Annotated in this window: 17 protein-coding genes and 1 pseudogene; 12 read left to right on the forward strand and 6 right to left on the reverse strand. The window is 40.5% G+C overall.

What is annotated here, in order from left to right; genetic code table 11:
* Positions 1–51 precede the first annotated feature (51 nt).
* From BA81_RS20145 to BA81_RS08490, 4 genes and pseudogenes are all read left to right on the forward strand, one after another.
* Positions 52–1,074 (forward strand): annotated as a pseudogene (locus tag BA81_RS20145) (HAMP domain-containing protein); the annotation flags it as partial.
* Positions 1,066–2,013 (forward strand): methyl-accepting chemotaxis protein, encoded by a 948-nt coding sequence (locus BA81_RS20150; RefSeq protein WP_411859200.1) that lies wholly within the window; start codon positions 1,066–1,068, stop codon positions 2,011–2,013. The pseudogene BA81_RS20145 and the gene BA81_RS20150, both read left to right, overlap by 9 nt.
* 73 nt (positions 2,014–2,086) lie before the next feature.
* Positions 2,087–2,872 carry an SDR family oxidoreductase gene (locus BA81_RS08485; RefSeq protein WP_034281567.1) on the forward strand — a complete coding sequence of 262 codons (786 nt, stop codon included), beginning with the start codon at positions 2,087–2,089 and terminating at the stop codon, positions 2,870–2,872.
* Between the two features lie 13 nt (positions 2,873–2,885).
* On the forward strand, positions 2,886–3,758 hold the full coding sequence (locus BA81_RS08490; RefSeq protein WP_034281568.1) for an NAD(P)-dependent oxidoreductase: 873 nt from the start codon (positions 2,886–2,888) through the stop codon (positions 3,756–3,758).
* A gap of 97 nt (positions 3,759–3,855) precedes the next feature.
* Here the strand turns inward: BA81_RS08490 and BA81_RS08495 are convergent, their stop codons facing one another.
* Positions 3,856–4,650 carry a CAP domain-containing protein gene (locus BA81_RS08495; RefSeq protein WP_034281569.1) on the reverse strand — a complete coding sequence of 265 codons (795 nt, stop codon included), beginning with the start codon at positions 4,648–4,650 and terminating at the stop codon, positions 3,856–3,858.
* A gap of 337 nt (positions 4,651–4,987) precedes the next feature.
* Here BA81_RS08495 and BA81_RS08500 point away from each other — a divergent pair, with 337 nt between their 5' ends.
* Both BA81_RS08500 and BA81_RS08505 read left to right on the forward strand, forming a co-directional pair.
* A complete protein-coding gene (locus tag BA81_RS08500; protein WP_034281570.1) occupies positions 4,988–7,114 on the forward strand; it encodes a peptidoglycan D,D-transpeptidase FtsI family protein in 2,127 nt (708 codons plus the stop codon).
* Between the two features lie 156 nt (positions 7,115–7,270).
* Positions 7,271–9,100 carry a PAS domain-containing sensor histidine kinase gene (locus tag BA81_RS08505; RefSeq protein ID WP_034281571.1) on the forward strand — a complete coding sequence of 610 codons (1,830 nt, stop codon included), beginning with the start codon at positions 7,271–7,273 and terminating at the stop codon, positions 9,098–9,100.
* Positions 9,101–9,125: 25 nt separating this feature from the next.
* Here BA81_RS08505 and BA81_RS08510 read toward each other — a convergent pair whose 3' ends face one another.
* Positions 9,126–10,295, reverse strand: coding sequence for an aminotransferase A (locus tag BA81_RS08510; protein ID WP_024426854.1), 1,170 nt, complete (start codon positions 10,293–10,295; stop codon positions 9,126–9,128).
* Positions 10,296–10,588: 293 nt separating this feature from the next.
* On the opposite strand from BA81_RS08510, the gene BA81_RS08515 reads away from it, so the two are divergent.
* Positions 10,589–11,473 carry a cation diffusion facilitator family transporter gene (locus BA81_RS08515; RefSeq protein ID WP_024424706.1) on the forward strand — a complete coding sequence of 295 codons (885 nt, stop codon included), beginning with the start codon at positions 10,589–10,591 and terminating at the stop codon, positions 11,471–11,473.
* A gap of 65 nt (positions 11,474–11,538) precedes the next feature.
* Here the strand turns inward: BA81_RS08515 and BA81_RS19750 are convergent, their stop codons facing one another.
* Positions 11,539–11,691 (reverse strand): hypothetical protein, encoded by a 153-nt coding sequence (locus tag BA81_RS19750; protein WP_162842519.1) that lies wholly within the window; start codon positions 11,689–11,691, stop codon positions 11,539–11,541.
* A 301-nt stretch (positions 11,692–11,992) separates the two neighbouring features.
* Between BA81_RS19750 and BA81_RS08520 the strand changes: the two genes are divergently transcribed.
* From BA81_RS08520 to BA81_RS08530, 3 genes are all read left to right on the forward strand, one after another.
* Positions 11,993–12,532 (forward strand): RDD family protein, encoded by a 540-nt coding sequence (locus BA81_RS08520; protein WP_024424707.1) that lies wholly within the window; start codon positions 11,993–11,995, stop codon positions 12,530–12,532.
* A 124-nt stretch (positions 12,533–12,656) separates the two neighbouring features.
* Complete coding sequence (locus tag BA81_RS08525) at positions 12,657–13,967, forward strand: MFS transporter (protein WP_034281575.1); 1,311 nt, start codon at positions 12,657–12,659, stop codon at positions 13,965–13,967.
* Positions 13,968–14,040: 73 nt separating this feature from the next.
* The gene (locus BA81_RS08530; protein WP_024424709.1) at positions 14,041–14,949 is read left to right on the forward strand and encodes a chemotaxis protein; all 909 of its coding nucleotides are present in this window, start codon (positions 14,041–14,043) and stop codon (positions 14,947–14,949) included.
* A 36-nt stretch (positions 14,950–14,985) separates the two neighbouring features.
* Here the strand turns inward: BA81_RS08530 and BA81_RS08535 are convergent, their stop codons facing one another.
* Positions 14,986–15,447 (reverse strand): YkyB family protein, encoded by a 462-nt coding sequence (locus tag BA81_RS08535; protein ID WP_008356877.1) that lies wholly within the window; start codon positions 15,445–15,447, stop codon positions 14,986–14,988.
* 163 nt (positions 15,448–15,610) lie between these two features.
* A complete protein-coding gene (locus BA81_RS19200; protein ID WP_326848880.1) occupies positions 15,611–15,757 on the reverse strand; it encodes a hypothetical protein in 147 nt (48 codons plus the stop codon).
* Positions 15,758–15,958: 201 nt separating this feature from the next.
* Here BA81_RS19200 and BA81_RS19755 point away from each other — a divergent pair, with 201 nt between their 5' ends.
* On the forward strand, positions 15,959–16,135 hold the full coding sequence (locus tag BA81_RS19755; protein WP_169737552.1) for a hypothetical protein: 177 nt from the start codon (positions 15,959–15,961) through the stop codon (positions 16,133–16,135).
* 92 nt (positions 16,136–16,227) lie between these two features.
* Here BA81_RS19755 and BA81_RS08540 read toward each other — a convergent pair whose 3' ends face one another.
* On the reverse strand, positions 16,228–17,145 hold the full coding sequence (locus BA81_RS08540; RefSeq protein ID WP_034281578.1) for an AraC family transcriptional regulator: 918 nt from the start codon (positions 17,143–17,145) through the stop codon (positions 16,228–16,230).
* 113 nt (positions 17,146–17,258) lie between these two features.
* Between BA81_RS08540 and BA81_RS08545 the strand changes: the two genes are divergently transcribed.
* A complete protein-coding gene (locus BA81_RS08545; RefSeq protein ID WP_034281580.1) occupies positions 17,259–18,170 on the forward strand; it encodes a DMT family transporter in 912 nt (303 codons plus the stop codon).
* The last annotated feature ends 129 nt before the right edge of the window (positions 18,171–18,299 follow it).

Genomic DNA, 18,299 nt, shown 5'->3' on the forward strand with positions numbered 1-18,299 from the left:
ATTTTGCCGATATATAAATTAAGGTGTGAAAGTAGATGTAGGGGTGATGAGATGTTTAAGAAACTTCAAGTGAGAATAGCTGTTTTCATCTCAGTTATTTTAATTTTAACCGTCGTGGCTGTTCAAGTGGGTTCCAACTTAGTGTTAAGACCACTGATTGAACGAGATGCAAAAACCACCGCAGCAGCAACGGCAGAAAGTATGAGAGACATTATTACAGAAAAGCTTGATAATTACGGCAATACAATTAATAAACTCGCAACAAGTACAATGACTGAAGAATTTGCGCGAAAACAAACCAAGCAAACATTGGCTTTTGAAAACGATGAACTAAAAAACATGCAGGAACAGGATAAACTCATTTCGTTTGCCTATATAGGTACAAGTGACGGAAAAATGTTCGGCTTTCCGGAGTTCGATCTTGGCGAAGGGTATGATCCATCGAAACAAGGCTGGTTTAAACAAGCAGCCGAAAAGCCTGATCAGGTCGTTTGGACAGATCCATATGTTGATGAAGCAACGAAAAAAATGATTGTCTCAGCCACGAAGGCGATTGTCAAAAATGGAAAAGTCATTGGGGTCGCTGGACTTGATTTGAAGCTGTCCTCCATTCAAACGTATATAAATGAACAAGAGATTCCTTATAAGGGGACCGCTTTCTTAGTTGATGGCACAGGCACCCTTTTGGCGCATCCAACAGAGCAAGGAAAAAACATATCAAAGGTCGCTTCTGTGAAAAAAGCGCTTGACAACTCAGGTGTTGATGACAGCAAAGAACTGACGGTCCTATCTAAAATCAAAGAAGCCGATTGGACGGTTGGTGTCAGCTTTGAGAAAAGTAAACTGCTTTGGATCATAGAACAAATGAATCAAATAAGCATTATTATATCTGTCATTGCCATTATTATTGCGATGATCCTCAGCTTCTTATTGGCAAGAAGTATCACTACGCCAATCAAGCGTCTAATAGAGCATGTGCGTAAAGTGTCAGAAGGCGATTTAACAAGTACGCTTGCAGTGAAATCCCAAGATGAAATTGGTTTCCTCACGAAAAGCATTAATCAAATGACCGAGGATATCAGGGAGTTAATTGAAAAAGTGAAAGGGGCTTCAGATCAAGTTGTGAAATCAGCAGATGAAGTGACCCACATTTCAAATGAGACTTTGCTGTCTAGCGAACAGATTGCAACGGCCATTCAAGAGGTGGCAACAGGAGCGACTAAGCAGGCATCAGATGCAGAAACGATTAATGAAAAATCAGAGCATTTGTATGAGAAAGTACGCCATATGGGTGAGCTTGCCACGCAAATGCAAACCAACTCAAAATCATCTGAAGATGCCAGCTATAAAGGACTTGACGCACTTGGTGTGCTCGTCCAAAAATCAACACAAGCGAACGAAGAATCGAAAAAGGTAGAGCAAATGCTGCTAGACCTTGAGCATAAAACGAAAAATATTGAAAACGTCGTGACTGCTATTTCTGAAATCTCGGATCAAACGAATTTACTTGCACTGAATGCAAGCATTGAAGCAGCGAGAGCAGGAGAAAGCGGACGAGGATTTGCTGTAGTTGCAGAAGAAGTGAGAAAGCTTGCTGAACAATCTGCGCAGTCAACAAAACACATTAGTGAAACCGTCAAACTCATTCAAGATGAATCGAAGAAGGCGGCTGAAGCGATGACAACAGCAAGTAAAATGAATGAGGAACAAGGTGCCGCCATCAATGCAACAGGTGAGGCACTCAGCAGCATCACAATGGAAATGCAGGCACTTGTCGGTTCAATCGACAGCATTCATACACAGATCAATGAAATGACAGAAGAACAGCAGAAGATGAGTGACTCGATTCAAAGCATTGCTGCCATTTCAGAAGAATCTGCTGCCTCAGCTGAGGAAGTGCATGCGTCTACAGATGAACAAGTTCAAGTGTTAGAAAGAACGAAAACCTCAACTGAAATGCTGAACGAATCAAGCCAGGCACTGCGTCAGGCGGTTGACCGATTTAAGGTGTAATGAGCGGAAAGGAACCTTGCGATGTGAGCAAGGTTCTTTTTGTATGATAAAATAAACGAGAGGAGGTGTTGACATGGATGTCAATCTAACTGGAAAAAAAGCATTGGTGGCTGCAAGCAGTCAAGGTATTGGAAAAGCGATTGCCTTTGCTCTAGCAAAAGAAGGAGCAAATGTGATGCTCTCGGGAAGACATGAACAGAAGCTGAAAGAAACAGTCAACGAGCTGTCTCCGCTTGTTAAAGGACAGCTGACTTATCAAGTATGTGATGTATCTGACGCCGGGCAAATCAAGGCGCTTGTACAAGCGGCGGCCGGTGATGAGAAGTGTCTAGACATTCTTGTGAACAATACAGGCGGGCCAAAAACAGGGACGCTCGACACCTTAACAGATGAAGATTGGATCGAATCATTTCAGCTTCATTTACTCAGCTATATTCGATTATTAAAAGAGGCATTGCCTTATTTGAAAAAACGCGGCGCACGTGTGTTAAATATTGCGTCAATGTCAGTGAAAGAACCGATACCGGGCTTGATGCTGTCGAATACATTTAGACCTGCCATTGCCGGCTGGACAAAAACAGCCGCTCAGGAGCTTGCGAAGGATGGCATTTTGATCAATACGTTAGCACCGGGAAAAATCGAAACAGACCGTGTGAAACAGCTGGAAAAGCACCGAGCACAAAGAGAGAATCAAACGGTTGAAGAAATCAAAGCACAGGCTGAACGAGCGATCCCGCTTGGCCGTTACGGACAGCCAGAGGAATTTGCAGCATATGCAGTGTTTCTTTTATCTGAAGCCAATACATATATGACAGGTCAAACACTGATCATTGATGGTGGATTGACAAAGTCTCTTTAAGGAGGAACAAGTGATGGCACAAATCAAAACAGTTGGTTTTATAGGAATCGGTGTAATGGGACGCAGTATGGCAGGGCATTTAATGGATGCAGGCTATGAAGTTATCGTTTATACAAGAACGAAAGCAAAAGCAGAAGCATTGATTCAAAAAGGGGCATCATGGAAGCCGGCAGTAAAAGAGATTGCAGAAAGTGCAGATGCCGTCATCACAATGGTGGGATATCCATCGGATGTAGAAGAGATCTATTTAGGTGAAGATGGGCTTGTGGCACATGCCGCTCCAGGTACATATCTCATTGATATGACGACATCGAAGCCTCAGCTTGCAAAAGAAATTGAGCTGAAAGCGAAGGAAAGAGGTGTATATGCATTAGATGCACCTGTATCAGGCGGAGACATAGGAGCCCAAAATGGCACGCTGGCCATTATGATCGGCGGAGAAAGGTCAGCCTATGAAGCCTGTCTGCCGCTATTTAAGCAAATGGGTGAAAACATTCAATATCAAGGACCGGCAGGAAGCGGTCAGCATACAAAAATGTGTAACCAAATTGCCATTGCAGCGGGGATGGTCGGTGTCGCAGAGGCAATGGTCTATGCCGAAAAATCAGGGCTTGATCCAGAGCAGGTGCTCAAAAGCATCACAACAGGTGCAGCCGGCAGCTGGTCCTTGTCAAATCTTGCACCAAGAATGCTGAAAGGCGATTTCGAGCCAGGGTTTTATGTGAAGCATTTTATCAAGGATATGGGCATTGCACTTGAAGAAGCAGAGCTGATGGGGGAAGAAATGCCAGGGCTCTCACTTGCGAAGTCACTTTATGAAAAGCTGAGCGAAGAGGGTGAAGAAAACAGCGGGACCCAGAGCATCTATAAATTATGGGTCAAATAAATAAACTGCCCCGCCTAGGTGGAATAGTTTGCAGCTTTAAACAAACTCTCAAAACAAACTAAAAACCTGTCCCACATAGGGACAGGTTTTTTTGATATTATTTTCCGATGAATTGCTGCGTCCAGTAGTTGCCAGATTTCACATAACCAACACCGATATGTGTATAGCTTTTGTTTAAAATGTTCGCTCTGTGGCCTTCACTGTTCATCCATGCTGTCACAACTTCTTGAGGGGATCTTTGACCTTGGGCAATGTTTTCACCTGCTGATTTGTAAGTGATACCGAATTGCTTCATTTGATCAAATGGAGATCCATAAGTTGGGCTTGTATGAGAGAAATAGTTTTTATCTTTCATATCTTGAGATTTTGCACGAGCAGATTTGCTTAATTTAGAATCAACAGAAAGTGCCTTTAAGCCTTGCTTTGCACGCTCTTTATTTGTCAGCTCAACCACTTCTTTTTCAAATGCATTTAAGCTGCTGTCTGCTTTTGATGCCGCTGTGTCTTTTTGGTCAGCTTTAGTGTTGCTGCTTGTGTTTTCTTTTGCTGGAGTGCTTGGCTTAGAAGCAGTTGGTTTTTTCACTGATTCTTGTTTTTGTTCTTGTTTTGCTTTGTTTACTTCTTTCACTACTTTTGTTCCAGTAACAGGTTGACCGCTTTTGATCAGTTTGTTTAATAGAGCTTCGATCTCTTTTTGATTCGACTTGCTTAGCTTGTTTACATCTGAAGAGATATGTAATTTTGCTGCTAGTGTATGAAGATCAATGGCTTGATGTTGTACATTTATTACTTGTTTCAGGTTAAGCTCCTTCGCATCAGCTGAATGTCCTCCAGTGAATGTGATGAGTGCAGCAGCTGTCAGCGCTGAAAAAAAGAATGATTTCTTCTTCATATTGTAACTCCTCCTAAAATCTTTGTTTTGTTTTCTCACAAAAAATCATAACATGGACTTTTTGTTATAAACGTACCAGCATCCTCCATTGACAATGCCAGTTTGTCATTTTTGTTAAAGTCATCGTAAGAGCCGCTTCATATCAAAGGATAGGGAATTCTTCCATTTAAAGAAAACGACATAAACATACCAATATTTTAAAGTGTTAGTATATTTTTTTGCAGATTAGGGATTGACAGCTTTTTTTCACTCGTTTCGCTGTAACAACTATTACAAAAGTGTTACAATAATGAGTGGTAATTGTAAAAGATTGAAAAGGATGAGAGGAGCTACATAAGTGGGAGAGAAACAGCATCAAGGTGCTGCCGAGCAAAAAAGAATGAAGCGCCGGAACGCCTGGAGAATTAATCTCTTTTTCTTCGCTGTATTTAGTTTATTTGCTGGACTTGTGATCAAGCTTGGTGTGCTGCAAATCGTCAATGGTGAAGATTATAAAAAGCAAGCCAACCGAACAGAGGTCAAAACAGCATCATACCCGTCTCCAAGAGGAAAAATGTATGACGCGAGAGGAAGAGTCGTCGTTGATAACGAAAGTGTGCCTGCCATCGTTTATACATCAGAAAGCGGTGTGAAAGCGGAGGATAAGATTAAGGTAGCAAGAAAACTTGCGACTTATATAAAAATGGATACTGATTTTTTGAGAGAGCGTGACATTCGGGATTTTTGGCTGGCGAGTCATCCGAAAGAAGCGGATAAACTCATTTCAAAAGCGGAGAAAAAAGATATCGATGCAAAGGATGTCTATCCGCTTCAAGTAGAGCGTGTCCCAAAGAAAGAAGTCAAGGCCATCGAAAAGGATGCAGAGGAAAAAGCTGTTGCAGCGATCTACCGTAGATTTACAGGCGGATATGCCTTTGAGCCCCAAATCGTGAAGGCAATGGACCCAAACGAAGAGAAAAAAGGGGACGAAAAAGTTGCTTTACTCGATGAAACGAAAGAATCAAAACAGACTTCATCCGTGAGTTTGACATATGAAGAGATTTCACTTGTTTCAGAGCATCTTGATGAACTGCCTGGTGTGAACGTCATCAACGACTGGACAAGAAAATATCCGTATGAAAAGACCCTTTATAATGTACTTGGCGGTGTGACGACACCAGAGCAAGGAATTATTAAAGAACGTGAAGATTACTATATGGCAAGAGGCTACTCGCGAAATGACCGGGTAGGGAAGAGCTATTTAGAATATCAGTACGAGGATTTTCTAAACCCAGAGAAAGCGACCGTTCAATATACACAAGTTGGCGGGAAGCTGCTCGATGAAATCAAGCGGACAGAAGGACGAAGAGGACTTGATCTTGCGCTGACATTTGATATGGAGCTGCAAAAGGAAGTCGACAAAATTGTTGAATCAGAGCTTAGATCTGCCAGCGCGAGAAACTATATGATGGATCGTGCCTTTGTCGTCATGATGGACCCTCACACAGGGGATGTTCTCGCCATGTCGGGCAAGAAAATGGACGGCAGAGACGTTACAGATTATGCGATCGGAACATTTACGACCCAGTACGAAATGGGCTCTGTTGTCAAAGGAGCCACAGTACTTGGCGGTTATCAGGACGGGATGTCACACAACCAAGCCTATATGGATACACCTCTCTATTTTGCAGGAAGTAATGGAAAGGCGAAACAGTCTTACAAAGTTCTTGGATGGGTTAACGACATTCAGGCACTCCAAAAAAGTTCCAACGTCTACATGTTCCAAGTAGCGATGAGAATGGCGGGCATCACCTATCAAAAGGATGGTCCGTTACCTGCAAGGCCTGAGCACTTACAAAAAATGAGAAACTACTATGCGCAATTCGGTCTTGGCGTGAAAACGGGGATCGATCTGCCGCAGGAATCAAGCGGGATGCAGACGCATCCTAAGACGGTCGGCGGACTCTTGCTTGATGAAGCAATTGGTCAGTATGACACGTATACACCGCTTCAAGTGGCGCAATACATGTCGACGATCGCCAATGGAGGCAGCCGTATTCAGCCAAGAGTAGTGAAAAGTGTTCATCTTCCAACGAAGAATGATGAAGTAGGCCCAGTCGTAAAAAAATATGAGCCGAAGGTGCTGAATACGATTAACAACTCGAAAGCAGATATTGACCGCGTAAAAACGGGACTGAAAATGGTCACATCAACAGGCGGAACTGCCGCTGGCCGGTTTGGTCAGCATGATGTCGCAGGAAAAACGGGTACAGCACAAACCTTCTACTATGGCGCCAACCGCAGCTGGTGGGGAAATTCAACATACAACTTAACCTTTGGAGGATATTATCCTTCTTCTAATCCAGAGGTAGCTTTTAGTGTCGTGACACCTTATGTTTCAGATAAAGATCCTGTCATCAAAAACATCCCAAGTAAAATTGTGGATAAGTACGTTGAATTGCAAAAGAAATATGAAAAACAATAAACCGCAGGGAGCACAGCAGCAGAAAGTGCTCCCTTTTTGCTGAATTTATGGACGTTTCCCTCGATGACAGAAGGAAAATACGGGTTTTCTAGCGAATCTTTTTTATACATCAATCTAAGGACAACCCTAAAAAATGAAAAGGAGGGTCGGACGACGATGGAACAACAAATGAAAGATTCGAATCAATTATATTCGAACATCGATTTACATGCCGTTCTTTCTTCTAATGGCCGCTTTCTCTACATTTCTTCCAACTGTAAGCAGCTTTTGCTCTATGAACAAAAGGATTTACTAGGGTGTTTTTTGAAAGACTTTGTTCATACCGAAGATCAATTTCTCGTCGAAAGTTATTTTTACAATCAGCACATGCTAGAGGTTTGCCACTTTAGACTGCTAAGAAGTGATCTGACAGCTGTATGGATCGAAGCAAGCATTGATTTTGTTGCTTGTGATGGGTTAGGTAGCGAAGTAAGTAGAGAAATGATCCTGAAAATGAGGGTGCTGGATACTGAGCCCCAAAAAGCAGCATTTCAAACAACATCAAAAGTAGCAGAACAGTCGTTAGGCAGTCTGCCGGCTTTCCAAAATGTCGGTGAAGCTGAACAATTGATTGCCATGCTGCCAAATCCGTTATGTATTACGACTTTAGGGAAAATTGTGTATGCGAATGATGCGATGCTGCAATTAATGGGGGTAAGTGCAAGAGATGACATGATCGGCAAGTCCGCGTTTGATTTTATTGCTGAAGAGTACCATGACATTGTCAGAAGCCGAATAACAAGGCTGCAGCAAGGCCTTCCAGTCGGAATGATTGAACAGATATGGAAGCGTCAAGATGGGAGCAGTATTCATATTGAGGTAAAGTCATCACCGACGATTTATCAAAATCAGCGGGCAGAGCTCTTACTGCTCGTGGACATCTCATCCCGTAAAAAATTCCAAACCGTTCTTCAAAAAAGCCGGGAGAGGTATCAGCTGCTCATTCAAAACTCCATTGATACGATTGCGGTCATTCATGATCACAAGTGGGTATTTATGAATGAATCAGGCATTAAATTATTTGAAGCCGAGCATTACGATAAATTAATAGGAAAGGATATCTTTCATCAAATCCATTCCTGTGATCAGCAAAAGGTCAAAAAGAGCTTATCACGTATTATTGAAAGAGCATCAGATTCCGAGATTGTCACGATGAGCTGTCATACGTTTAAACATAAGCTGATTTATACAGAAATGGTCTGTATCCCAACTACATTTTTTGGAGAAACAGCGGTTCAAATTATTTTAAGAGATATCTCCGAACGTAAACAGACAGAAGAGCTCATGCTCCGCTCAGAAAAATTATCGATCGCAGGTCAATTGGCGGCTGGCATTGCACATGAAATCAGAAATCCATTGACCGCCATCAAAGGCTTTTTACAGCTCATTAAACCGAAAACAAAAGACCGCGATCAATACTTCGAGATTGTTTTCTCTGAGCTGAGCCGAATAGAAATTATCTTGAGTGAGCTGCTAATGCTGGCGAAACCGCAGCAAACGTCCTCAATGCAGACGCTTGATTTGAAAAAAATCATCAGCGAAGTCACAGCCTTGTTAGAAACACAAGCGAACTTAAATGGCATTTTAATGAACACAAGTGAGATAGAGGAAGGTCTCCTGATGAACGGGGATCAAAATCAGCTCAAGCAAGTGTTTATCAATTTAATCAAAAATGCCGTAGAATCCATGCCGGACGGAGGAAAGGTAGACATCACAGCCAAAGCAGAAGGTGATGGAATACTTGTCACCATTCGTGATGAAGGGGTTGGCATTCCTGAATCGGTAATGAAGCGGATTGGAGAGCCCTTTTTAACCACAAAGGAAAAAGGAACCGGACTTGGCCTCATGGTCACATTTAATATTTTAGAAAATCATAACGGGACGATCCGTGTGGATAGTCAGCCTGAAAAGGGCACCGTATTTCACATCATGTTTCCTGCAAAATAAAAACAACGGCAAGAGAGCCGTTGTTTCAATCTAGCGAATGAATGGAACGTTTTTCAAGTACAAATTGTTCTAGCCGGTCAAGTCCTTCTTTCAGCGTTTCAAGTGAATAAGCATAAGACAGGCGCACGTACCCTTCGCCGAGTGGAGAGAAGGCTGAGCCTGGTACGACCGCAAGTCTTGTACTTTCTAACAGCTCCATGCAAAAATCAAAGGAACTCATCCCAAACGATTCAATGGATGGAAAAATATAAAAAGCGCCAGAAGGTTTAATTACCGGAAGCCCCATAGAAATGAGCCGATCATATACATAATCGAGTCTTTTCTTATATTGCTCTCTCATGATCAGTGCATCATCCACACCATTTGTCACAGCTTCAAGTGCCGCCTTTTGTGAGACAGCTGAGGCACAAGACACGTTATATTGATGTACTTTTAATACATGTTTAGCAATTGGAGCTGAAGCAAATAAAAATCCAATTCTCCATCCAGTCATGCTATGAGATTTAGACAGTCCATTGATGACAATGGTCTGTTCTTTTAAGAAAGAGGCAATTGAATGATGCGGCCGGTCAAATGTCAGCTCGCTGTAGATTTCATCGGATAAAATAAAGATGTCTTTTCCTTCAAGGAGCTGGGCAATTTCTTTCAATTCTTCTTCTGAAAGCGTGACACCAGTCGGGTTTGAAGGGTAAGGAAGAACCACACACTTTGTCTTTTCCGTTAACGCATCCTCAATCAGCTTGGCATTCAATTTAAAGCCGGCATTCGTTGTGTCAATATGTACGGGCATGGCACCGCACATTCGAATGATCGGTTCATATCCGGGGTATACAGGTCCAGGTAAAATGACCTCATCGCCTTCTGTTAAAATGGTTCGAAACGCAGCATCAATTGCTTGACTTGCACCTGTCGTCACAATGATTTCTGACTCTGCATCATAATCAAGATTCACTTTCTTCTTGATATAATGCTGGATCGCTTGTCTTAGCTCTAGGAAACCAGCATTGTGAGTGTATGAGGTGAAATTCTCGTCAATGGCTGCTTTGGCAGCTGTTTTGACATGATGCGGCGTATAAAAATCGGGCTGGCCTATCGTCAATGAAACGACATCCTCATATGACGATACGAGATTTGAAAATGTTCGAATGCCTGAAATTTCAATATCCTTTACTCTTGGATTCAGCAAATGCTCCATTTCTCATCACCTTAAAAATTTATGTTTTTATCCTATTTTACCATTCACTGCATAAATGTCACCTGCGAAAGGCACTGGATATCGTTATATGTAGTCTATTCTCCTATCCATCACCGCATGAGTGATATATTGAAGAAAGAGCAACATTTATTATAGCGTAACCTCAAGAGAAAATACAGGCTGTGATGAAGATGATTAGAAAACGGCAAAACTGCGTAAACTGAAAGAACATGAGAATCAGGGTCATGGGAATGGCTTTCATAGACATACGATCTCCTAAAGGAGGACGATAGATGGAACAATCAGCGAAGACATCGAAAATCGCGTTCCTATCCGTGCTGAGCAACACATTTGTGGTCATCTTAAAAATCATTGTGGGTCTTTTAACCGGATCTGTTGCGGTTTTATCAGAAGCCATTCATTCGTTTCTCGATTTAATGGCGTCGTTTATTGCATTTATTTCTGTTCGTATTTCAAGAAAGCCAGCAGATTCTAAACATCCTTATGGACATGGAAAAGTCGAAAATATTTCTGGAACGATTGAGACCCTGCTGATTTTCGTTGCTGGCATTTGGATTATATACGAATGTGTTCACAAATTAATGCATCCAGAGCCAGTCAAGCTGCCTGTGCTTGGTATTGTGGTCATGCTGCTAGGCGCGCTCATCAATTTTGTTGTATCGAGGGTTGTGAACAAAGAGGCTGAGCGAGTACATTCAGTTGCCATGAAATCAAATGCACTGCATCTTTTAACGGATGTGTTTACGTCATTAGGGGTGGCATTTAGTTTATTGCTTGTGGCATTAACCGACTGGTATTTCCTAGATCCGATCATTGGAATGGTTCTGGCCCTCTTTATTATGCGTGAAGCGTTTAAACTCATGAAGGAAGCCTTCCCGCCGCTTGTTGATGCTCGGTTAACACCAGAGGAAGAACAATCAATCGAAGCGATCATTCAAGGATTTAGTCAAGAATTTATTGAATATCATGACTTTCGAACAAGGCGGTCTGGTGCCGAGGAATATATTGATTTTCATTTGATTGTAGATGGAAAGACAACGATTGAAGATGTTCACCAATTATGTGATCGAATTGAAGAGAAGATTCAGCTGGAATTTCCGCATGCACAAATCTTTATTCATGTGGAACCTGAAAGTGAAAGAAGCGCACAAACGTAAAAAAAGGCGATCAACCTATTCTCAGGTTGTATCGCCTTTTTTTACGCTTCATCTATGAAATGAAATCAATATCCATAAGCAGTATCGTAGTCTTCATACCAAGAGATATAAGCTGTGTCATCATTTGACAAACCATGCTTCATATCTAAAAAATCAGCCTCGCAAATATCTTCAATTACAGTCATTTCGTTGTTCTTTAATAATACGACAGTTCCCATCATGAACACCTTTCTTTAAAAAATCCTTGACTATTGTACCATTTGAAGAATCATTGTCAACAGAAGAATGGAAACAAGACGAAAATATCACAAAATGTTAAAAAATCAGGAGGTAAAAGAACTAGAAGTGCCATTTTTTTCACAAATTTTCAGTATTTATTCACATAAATCGCTTAGATCAAACTGATCTAAAATGTATGTAAAAGTGTAAAGCTCCATTGATCTTGCTATATTCATAGGATATAATAACGAATGATTATAAGAAATTTATAGAAAACATACATAATAAAGGAGAAATAGGATGGAAACCAACATAACAGAACCACACATTCAAGAAAAGAAGCATCCTGAGCTAGCAGGTGTAGGCTATCGTTTTCTTGCACACCTTTTGGACGGTATCATTATCGGTGTACCAATTGCATTTATCATGTTTATTTTGGCGTCAGTCTTTTTTATCTCAAGCCCAGAGGCAGCAATGATGATGGATGACGACAGTTATTACTATTCTTCAACCGTCATAACGGATGAGGAATGGGAAGCTATTATGGGACTGATCTTTTTCTATATAGGGGCAATCTTGATGGGTACCGTGGTGACATGGCTTTATTACGCCATCATGGAATCATCAAAATTGCAAGGAACACTTGGAAAGATGGCTCTCGGCATCAAAGTAACAAAAGTCACAGGCGAAAAGGTCACATTCGGACGTGCAACTGGCCGCTTCTTTGCAAAAGGCTTTTTGTCTCCGATCTTATATATTGGCTATATCATTGCTTTTTTCACAGAAAAAAAACAAGCACTTCACGATTTGATTGCAAGTACCATTGTTGTGAAGAAATAATGAAAAAAGCACCTCTGCTATATGGTAAGAGGTGCTTTTTTTCATAGATCGCTTGTATGGATGAGGGAAACAGCACATAAAATAGAATGATAGTGAAAATGAGGCAGGGAAGGGAGACAATCGATTGAGAACAGGAAAAAAAACCGCACAGAAAAAAGGGGCAGGCTTTGGGCTGTTTTTGACAGCACCTGTGTTAGCCTGGGCGTTGTATGATTTTGCAAATACGATCTTTTCATCAAATATGATCACCATTTTCTTCCCGTTTTACTTGCAGGAAACGATCGGGGACAGTGCGAGAATGGACCAGATCGCCAGCACCTTTATTTCTTATGCAAACGCACTAGCCAGCTTTTTTCTCGTCATTTTTACACCTTTATACGGAGTGCTGATTGATCGTACAGGAAAAAAGAAACGCTACATTACGGTGTTTACGTTCATATGTATTGCCTGTACGCTTTTGATGGGGATTTTTGCTGGGATTGATTTCTCAAGTGAATGGTTTGGGCTGCCTGTTTCTTTATTGGTCGTGGTCACCTTGTTTGTGATCGCAAAGTTTTTTTATCATTCTAGTCTTGTTTTCTATGACACCATTTTGCCCGATCTTGGGACAAAGGAAGAAATCCCGCTTATTTCAGGATTTGGTATCGCTGTTGGCTATTTAGGAACACTTGTCGGCCTCTCTGTTTATTTACTTGTCGGCAATGACCAGTTTCATGAAGCATTTATTCCGACAGCTCTTTTATTCCTTCTCTTTTTTCTACCCTTTCTCTTTTTTGTAAAAGATCCTCATCCGCTGCCACAGCGAGAGAAAAAGGCGTCTTTTTTCAGCGGGTATAAAGAGATTATTCACACGTTTAAAGAGATGAAAAAGTACAAGCCAGCTTTTATCTTTATGATTGCTTTCTTTTTTATGAATGATGCTTTACAAACAGCGATTGCGATGATGGCTGTTTATGCCAAAATCATCATTGGCTTTACAGCTGGGCAATTTATTTTGCTCTATCTTGTGTCGACCATTTCAAGTATCATTGGCTCCTTTCTGTTTGGATATATCACAAAAGCGATAGGGGCAAAGCGATCGATTACAGTCGTGTATGTCATTTTAATTGTGGCGCTGATTCTGGCTGTGACAGCGGCAACCGAATGGGTCTTCTGGATAGCGGGCAGTTTATTCGGGATTTCACTTGGCGCAAGCTGGGGGGCATCACGAATCTTGATTATTGAACTGACACCGAAGGAAAAAAGGGGACAGTTTTTTGGCCTCTTTGCATTCTCAGGGAAGGTATCTTCCATTATCGGGCCGATCATTTATGGCTCAGTTACCCTGCTGTTTGCAGAGCACGGAAATCTCGCAAGCCGCCTTGCACTAGGGTCTTTGCTCATCCTTGCAGCGATAGGACTTGTGATTCATCAATTCGTTCGAGAGAAAGCGTAAAGAAACGTCAACTTTTTACCTATGCTGCCGATATAAAAAGTACAATCTTATATTGAAGAATAGAGGGATTTCCGTGGCTTTAAACAAACAAGAAATTTTACTTGACTCTGGTACCAATGAATTGGAAATTGTGAAGTTTGAAATTGGTGCAAATCAATTCGGCATTAACGTCATGAAAGTAAGAGAAATCATTCAGCCGGTTGAGGTGACGGTTGTACCGCACTCTCACCAAGATGTAGAAGGGATGATTAGTTTACGAGGCGAGATTTTACCAGTCATCAATCTATTTTCCTTTTTTAATGTCGAGTCAGATCAGTCAGAACAAGAGAAATATATTGTGACTGAATTCAACCAACGGAAATTTGTGTTCCATACAGGAACGGTATCACAAATTCACCGCGTCAGCTGGGAAGAGATTGAGAAGCCGACTGCACTCAATCAAGGGATGGACCGTCATTTAACGGGCATCATTAAGCTTGATGAAAAAATGATTTTCCTTCCAGATTACGAAAAAATCATTTATGATATTGAATCCGCTTCTGGTGTTGATACGTATCATATGTTTGACGGTGAGAAAGACGAGAGAAGAACAGGGAAGAAGCTGTATGTCGTTGAAGATTCTCCGCTTCTCATGCGTTTATTAACAAATGAATTAACCGAAGCAGGCTATAAAAACATTGTGACCTTTGAAGATGGCAAACAGGCATATGATCATGTCATGGACCTTGTCAGCAAAGGAATCAGTGTCACAGAAGAAATTGATATGATTATTACGGATATTGAAATGCCTAAAATGGATGGCCACCGGCTAACAAAACTGCTGAAGGACAATCCTTTAACAAATTCCATTCCGATTCTTATTTTCTCTTCGTTAATCACTGAAGATTTGCGTCATAAAGGGGAAACGATCGGGGCAGATGATCAAATCAGTAAACCAGAAATTCATCAGCTGATTGAAAAAGTCGATCATTTTATTATCTAAACAAAAAACCACTCGGTATGAGTGGTTTTTTGTTGTTTAAAAATAACTTTCCCCGAGACGTTTGAAGACGGGCTTTGTGTAATGTGATTTTTGTTTTGTGGCGGCAGGTTTTTCTTTTAAACCGACATACGTTTGAAGTATTTGCTTTGCTCGGTTTAATGACATATTCGCTTTCGGATTGCGATATGATTGATTTAAATTTCCTAAGTGTGGCAAAAATTCGAAGTCTTCTTTCGTTGGTGGCAGGTGAAAATAATAATCTCCAATTTCAATCAGCACGTCGGACTGTTGTTGACTATACTTGGGATTGTTAGAGAAATGTAGGCCCACTTTTCTTCCTTTACCTTCTTGCAATAGTTTTTGCAGCGCGCGTTTTTTCAAAAGATAAAGAAACTTGGGGTTTGGTGCGGTTTTAGCATGGCGGTTAACAGTATAAATGGCTTTTGCGATGTTTTCTGCTGTAGGTTCTATGTCTTTAGTATGAGCATAATCGTCCATTTTTTCTCTCCTTTGTCTTTCGTCTTCCTGTGCTTAGTATAAATTATACGTTTTTATTAGTAAATTGCAAATAGAGTTATTGTAAAAAGAAAACCTTTGGTATAAAGGGATTAGGGAGGGTTGAAAATTTTGTGTTTTAGAATCCCCCCAAACATCCCCCAAATTATAAATTCATAGCCTCTGCAAAAACTTCAACTGATTCTATTTCTAATTCTTCAAAGGTATGGCTATATATATCATTAATCATTTGAGGGTTGTTCCCAAGACGATCAGCTATGAATTTGACTGGTATTCTTTTGCTTATCAGTATAGTCGCATGAGTATGTCGTAAACTGTGAACGGTAAATTTTTAGATTAGATTGACAGCATAAAGGAGATGTTAGAGGAACAGTCTCGAAAAGCGTTAAAACAAGTAAAGCTTTTGTCCATAAATGGATAGGGGCTTTAACTGGATAAACTTGGTTATTCGGTTAGTTAAAACGTGATATGATTGTAAAAAGGAGGTAATATCATGACATTCAAAAAAGCGTTCAATATAGGTTATTTTGTTTTGCTTTTATCTTTTATTGTCGTATATTTCTTGCTTCCAGTCGATCAATTATTTACAGCAATTATGATCCTAACCGTATTATTTGGAGTTTATCAATTTGTGATTTTCAAGAAACTAAAAGAACAAAAACAGCAATAAAAAATGCCCTAGTCTGCATTAGGCGAGGGCGATTGAAATGTAGCCATTCTCAGCGTTTGTATTTACAAAAGCCATTTAAGACGCCTTCTGCATTATTTTTCTTTTATCCATTTTATCTGGAGAGAATCCAGCTGTTTTAATTTTCTATATGCTAAAGGTGTCGTATTTTTTATTCTTTTAAACAAATTGATAAAATAGCTTGTGCTGTTGAAGCCTACTTGGTAAGCGATTTCTGTAATAGTGAGATTTGTTTCTTGAAGCAGGATGAGGCTTTGCTGAATTCTATATTCATTTACATAATGCATAGGTGATTTCTTTAAAATGTCTTTGAAGGATCTGCAGCATTCTGAGCGGCTAAGCTGACCTGCACGAGCGATATCTTGGAGAAGGATCTTTTCATGATAATGCTGATGAATCCAATTCAGCATGTGTTTCATCCGTTCATTTTTATCGTGTTTACGCGCATCATGTTTCATTTGGAAGCCATTTTGTAATAAGCTTTTCCAAATGGTGATGAGCTGAATATTGAGTTCAAGTTCATAATAGACTGGAGTTTCATCAATTAATTGTTGAATGGTTTGAATACATTGATAAATCTGCTTTGGCCAGTGATCTTTTCGGTTGAGTAAAATATAAGGTGTCTGGCTCGCATGCATATAAGGATGGACAAAAGTGGTGAATAATTCATTCGCTGTGATGAAAGAGGGAGAGACATTTAAACAAACATAAGTACATGCCGTCCCATTCGCATCTTTTACCATGTGCAGGCAGCCACTATTGATGAAAATGCCATCTCCTTGCTTTACATATAATGTCTCTTCATTAATATGAAATTCAGCCTCACCCTCTAAAATAAAGACAAATTGAAACTCGTCATGCCAGTGAAGAGGAATATAGCCGCTTCTATGATGACGAATTTTCGTATGATAAAGAGCAATAGGCCATGTTGTCGTGGAATGCTCCGTTAATTCTTTCAGGTTGTAGTCAATCAGAAAATGATGGTTGTGCATGATTCTCCTCAATATTCTTTTATTTTTATGTTCAATTCATATATCAATATGTAACAAATTGAACTACTATCAACTATATTATCATGATTTGTTGAGAATTGAGGAGAATGAAAATGAATAGGAGAAAGGGCATTTTACTTGTACTCATAGGCGCCATCTGCTGGGGTGTAGGAGGAACGATTTCACAAAAATTGTTTCAGCAATATGGGATTGATGTCGATTGGCTTGTGACGGTCCGGCTGCTCATCTCAGGGGGATTGCTTTTATTTGTTCATGTGATGACAAAAGAAAAAACACATCTGATGGGTGTGTGGCAAAAGAAGAGGACAGCGATGCAAATCCTTCTATTTGGGCTAATGGGGATGCTGTCTGTTCAATATACGTATATGGCATCCATTCAACATGGAAATGCTGCTGTGGCAACGCTGCTGCAGTATACTGCCCCTGTTATGATTATCGTGTATTTGGTCATTCGCAGGCAATCAACCTTCACTAGAAGAGATCTGGTCACAGTGGTATTGGCTTTAGCGGGTATGTTTTTCTTATTGACGAATGGTTCTATTTCAACATTAACCGTTCCATTTGCGGCAGTGATTTGGGGAATATTATCGGCTGTGGCGCTCTCGTTTTATACGTTATATCCAATTAACCTGTTAAAACAATTCGACTCTCTAGTGATTGTCGGCTGGGCAATGCTGATAGGAGGAGGCGCCCTTAGCTTGATCCATCCCCCATGGAAGGTTAATCTCACTCATTTACCTTTTGAAGCGTATGTCTATTTATTATTTGTGGTCATATTTGGAACGATGATCGCTTTTTGGTTTTACATAGAAAGTTTGCAATACTTATCACCAAAAGAGTCGAGCTTAATTGGAAGTGTTGAGCCCCTTGCAGCAGTCGTTACGACTGTTTTCTGGTTAAAAGAGCCATTCGGACTTTTCCAATGGATAGGGACAGCTTGTATTGTCTATATGATTTTATTCTTGGCATTGTATCAGCCGAAAAATGAGGGGGAGGGGTGTTGAACAATAGAAGGAATGATAAGAAGAATTGACTGAATGAAATATAAATAAAGTGAACTATTAGTTCATGATAACTACCTATTTATTAAAATGGGTAGTTTCTCAAATGATATTTTTTTATATGATGTAAGC

Source organism: Bacillus safensis FO-36b, from assembly GCF_000691165.1.
GTDB lineage: Bacteria > Bacillota > Bacilli > Bacillales > Bacillaceae > Bacillus > Bacillus safensis.

What these genes read in the sequence shown, in the direction of transcription:
- BA81_RS08485 (WP_034281567.1), top strand. Translation starts at nt 2,087, where the DNA reads ATGGATGTCAATCTAACTGGAAAAAAAGCATTGGTGGCTGCAAGCAGT.
- BA81_RS19755 (WP_169737552.1), top strand. Translation starts at nt 15,959, where the DNA reads ATGACATTCAAAAAAGCGTTCAATATAGGTTATTTTGTTTTGCTTTTA.
- BA81_RS08495 (WP_034281569.1), bottom strand. Translation starts at nt 4,650, where the DNA reads ATGAAGAAGAAATCATTCTTTTTTTCAGCGCTGACAGCTGCTGCACTC.
- BA81_RS20150 (WP_411859200.1), top strand. Translation starts at nt 1,066, where the DNA reads ATGACCGAGGATATCAGGGAGTTAATTGAAAAAGTGAAAGGGGCTTCA.
- BA81_RS08540 (WP_034281578.1), bottom strand. Translation starts at nt 17,145, where the DNA reads ATGCACAACCATCATTTTCTGATTGACTACAACCTGAAAGAATTAACG.
- BA81_RS08520 (WP_024424707.1), top strand. Translation starts at nt 11,993, where the DNA reads ATGGAAACCAACATAACAGAACCACACATTCAAGAAAAGAAGCATCCT.
- BA81_RS19750 (WP_162842519.1), bottom strand. Translation starts at nt 11,691, where the DNA reads ATGGGAACTGTCGTATTATTAAAGAACAACGAAATGACTGTAATTGAA.
- BA81_RS08535 (WP_008356877.1), bottom strand. Translation starts at nt 15,447, where the DNA reads ATGGACGATTATGCTCATACTAAAGACATAGAACCTACAGCAGAAAAC.
- BA81_RS08505 (WP_034281571.1), top strand. Translation starts at nt 7,271, where the DNA reads ATGGAACAACAAATGAAAGATTCGAATCAATTATATTCGAACATCGAT.
- BA81_RS08510 (WP_024426854.1), bottom strand. Translation starts at nt 10,295, where the DNA reads ATGGAGCATTTGCTGAATCCAAGAGTAAAGGATATTGAAATTTCAGGC.
- BA81_RS08545 (WP_034281580.1), top strand. Translation starts at nt 17,259, where the DNA reads ATGAATAGGAGAAAGGGCATTTTACTTGTACTCATAGGCGCCATCTGC.
- BA81_RS08490 (WP_034281568.1), top strand. Translation starts at nt 2,886, where the DNA reads ATGGCACAAATCAAAACAGTTGGTTTTATAGGAATCGGTGTAATGGGA.
- BA81_RS08515 (WP_024424706.1), top strand. Translation starts at nt 10,589, where the DNA reads ATGGAACAATCAGCGAAGACATCGAAAATCGCGTTCCTATCCGTGCTG.